4 protein-coding genes are annotated in these 2841 nt (G+C 74.4%); 2 read left to right on the top strand and 2 right to left on the bottom strand.

The annotated features are described in order from the left end of the window. Together PUR71_RS00290 and PUR71_RS00285 are read left to right on the top strand one after the other, a co-directional pair. Positions 1–138, top strand: a 138-nt coding sequence (locus PUR71_RS00290; protein ID WP_329924255.1) for an acyl-CoA dehydrogenase family protein, incomplete at its 5' end; no start/stop codon positions are given. Positions 139–195: 57 nt separating this feature from the next. Further along, positions 196–933, top strand: a complete 738-nt coding sequence (locus PUR71_RS00285) for a TetR family transcriptional regulator (protein ID WP_329924254.1) — start codon at positions 196–198, stop codon at positions 931–933. A gap of 520 nt (positions 934–1453) precedes the next feature. On the opposite strand, the gene PUR71_RS00280 is transcribed toward PUR71_RS00285, so the two are convergent. Together PUR71_RS00280 and PUR71_RS00275 are read right to left on the bottom strand one after the other, a co-directional pair. Continuing rightward, positions 1454–1831 (bottom strand): holo-ACP synthase, encoded by a 378-nt coding sequence (locus PUR71_RS00280; RefSeq protein WP_329924253.1) that lies wholly within the window; start codon positions 1829–1831, stop codon positions 1454–1456. Between the two features lie 44 nt (positions 1832–1875). Then, complete coding sequence (locus PUR71_RS00275; RefSeq protein WP_329924252.1) at positions 1876–2700, bottom strand: class I SAM-dependent methyltransferase; 825 nt, start codon at positions 2698–2700, stop codon at positions 1876–1878. Between the last annotated feature and the right edge of the window lie 141 nt (positions 2701–2841).

The following is a 2841-nucleotide window of genomic DNA, read 5'->3' as shown; positions in this document are numbered from 1 at the left end:
GCGGTCCAGTTGCTGGGCGGGTACGGGTACACGCGGGACTACCCGGTGGAGCGGATGATGCGTGACGCGAAGATCACGCAGATCTACGAGGGCACCAACCAGGTCCAGCGCATCGTCATGGCCCGCAACCTGCCGTAACACACAGCGCACCGGCCCTTCGGGGCCGGTGCCGCGCCGCGGTGTAAGTTCCCGGGAATGAGCGAGAAGGAAGAGCAGGACCTGCCCATGAACGACGGGCCCTCGAAGCCGGCGATGCGCGAGGCGCTCGTGGCCGCGGCCTTCGAACTCTTCCTGGACCGCGGCTTCGAGCAGACCACCGTCGACGACATCGTCTCCCTCGCCGGGGTCGGCAGGCGCTCGTTCTTCCGCTACTTCCCGGCCAAGGAGGACGTGGTCTTCCCCGACCACGAGCGCAGCCTGGCCGAGATGACGGAGTTCCTGGACTCCGGCACGGGCGAGGAGGACCCGGTCCGGCACGCCTGCGGCGCGGCCCGCCTCGTCCTGCGGATGTACGCCGAACAGCCGTCCTTCTCCGTCCAGCGCTACCGGCTCACCCGCAAGGTGCCCGGCCTCCGGGCGTACGAGCTGTCGGTGGTGTGGCGCTACGAGCACACCCTCGCGGCCTACCTGCGCGGCCGCTTCGCCGACCGTCCGGACGGGCCGCTGCGCGCCGACGTGATCGCCGCCGCCGTCGTCTCCGCGCACAACCACGCCCTGCGGACCTGGCTGCGCTCGGGCGGGGAGAGCGACTGGGTGGCCGAGGTGGACACCGCGATGGCCTTCGTCGTCGACACCTGGAGCGACCGCCCCGCCGAGGGCGCCGGCGACGCCGACCAGGACGACGTCGTCGTCCTGGTGGCCAGCCGCAAGGCGCCGCTGTGGCGGATGGTCCAGGGCATCGAGAGCGCGCTGGGGGACTCCCGGAAGGTCTGACCCGGCCGCCCCCGTCCCCCTCGTGGCGGGACCCGCCGACGGCCCGGCCCGGTCGGCGCACCCCGGCCCCGCAGGCGCCGGGCTCCCGGCGATCCTGATCGGTGCGGGCCCTCGGAGTGGCCTGCGCGCCGGTGCCCGGCTTCGGCACCGCACCCGCCCTCGCCGTCGGCCTGGCCGCCGCGGGCGCCTGCGTCATCCGGCTGCCCGTCACCGGAACGTTGCTGGCGGCGCTGCTGCTGGGCGGGCAGGCGGCGAACCTGATGCCCTTGCTGATCGTCGCCGGGGTCGCGTCCTTCACCACCGGCCACGGCTCCGCGGCCGGGCGGGCCGCGCCGGCGCACCGGCGGAGCCGACGGCGGCGAGGGGTGGCTGACGCCGACCCGCCGCGAGCCGGCCCGGGCCCGCCGTCGAACTCCCGTCACCGCCCGGAGGGTGGGCCGGGCGGAGGTGGGGGAGGTGCCCGCCGGTGGTGGGGAAGTACCGGCCGGTGGGCGGGAGTTCGACGTCGGGTCCGGCGTTCTCAGGCCCCTGGCCGGGCGAGGGCCGCGGCGAGGACGAGGTCGCGCTTGTGCGTGATCGACACCTGGACGTCGGCCACGCCGAGGCCGGTCGCCCGGGCGGCGGCGGCGCCGGACAGCCGGACCACCGGGGCGCCGCCGTCCGAGCGCAGGACGGCGACGTCCCGCGGCCGGATGCCGCCGGTGAAGCCGGTGCCGAGGGCCTTCAGCACCGCCTCCTTGGCGGCGAACCGCCCGGCCAGGAACTCCCGTGCCCGCTCGGGGCCGAACGCCTCGGCGGTGGCCAGCTCGGCCGCGTCGTAGGCGAAGGCCCGGAACCAGGGCCGGCCGAGCAGCCGGTCCAACTCGCCGATGTGGAGCAGGTCGACCCCTATCCACACGGTCGGCTACTCCGCGTCCGCGCCGGTGGCGGCCCGTCCGCCCGTCACGAGGCGGCGATCTCGGCGCGGATGAGCCAGAGCCGGTTGGCGCCGCGGCGGTTGCGCGGCTGGACGTCGTAGGGCCAGCGGCCCTGGCCGGCGCCGGGCTGGCCGGGCTCGCTGACGTCGACGGCCTTCCAGCCGTTGGCGGTCAGGAACTCCTCGGGCTCGTCGGTCCCGAAGATCCACGGGGTGCCGTCGGCGGCGAGCGTGTCGAGGAACGGCTTGGAGAACGGGCTGCGCAGGAGCGCGCGGCCGAGGATGTCGAAGGCGAGGCGGCTGCCGGGGGCGCTCGCCGAGGCGAGGAGCCGCAGGAAGCCCGCGGCCTGCTCGTCGGTGAGGAAGAAGGTCAGGGCCTCGGCCACCCAGAGGGTGGGGCGGGTGCGGTCGAAGCCGGCGGCTTCGAGGGTGGGCAGCCAGTCCTGGGTGAGGTCGGCGGAGACCTCGCGGCGGTCGGTGCGGGGTTCGGCGCCGAGGGCGTCGAGTCGGCGGCGCTTCTCGGTGATGAGGGGGCCGTGGTCGACCTCGTAGAGCTCGGTGCCGTCGGGCCAGTCGAGGCGGAAGGCGCGGGTGTCCATGCCGGCGGCGATCAGGACGACCTGCTGGATGCCGCCCTCGGCGAGGATGCCGCGGATGGCGTCGTCGAGGTACTTCGTGCGGATGGAGATGAACGGCAGCAGGCCTCCGCCGGCGTAGCGCTCGATCAGTTCGAAGCCCTTGGGGGCGGCGAGGTCGCGGGCGAGGGGGTCGGTGAAGAGGGCGTCCTCGCGCTCGGACTCCTGGGCGCGGGCGGCGGCCATCCACTGGGCGGTGTAGGAAACGGCGTGCATGGTGGTCCCTCCTCGGGCTCAGGCGAAGAACGCCTTCTGGATGGTGGCGAGGGACTGGAAGTCCTCGATGTCGATGGTGTCGAAGTCGATCTCGATGCCGGCCGCGTCCTCGATCGTGTAGACGAGCTCGACGAAGGCGAG

Source organism: Streptomyces sp. SP17BM10, from assembly GCF_036322405.1.
Classification (GTDB): Bacteria; Actinomycetota; Actinomycetes; order Streptomycetales; family Streptomycetaceae; genus Kitasatospora.
The sequence above is the reverse complement of the archived record's forward strand: the minus strand, read 5'-3'. Positions and strand labels throughout refer to the sequence as shown.

Coding starts and splice junctions, on each gene's coding strand:
- PUR71_RS00285 (WP_329924254.1), top strand. CDS start 196: ATGAGCGAGAAGGAAGAGCAGGACCTGCCCATGAACGACGGGCCCTCG.
- PUR71_RS00275 (WP_329924252.1), bottom strand. CDS start 2,700: ATGCACGCCGTTTCCTACACCGCCCAGTGGATGGCCGCCGCCCGCGCC.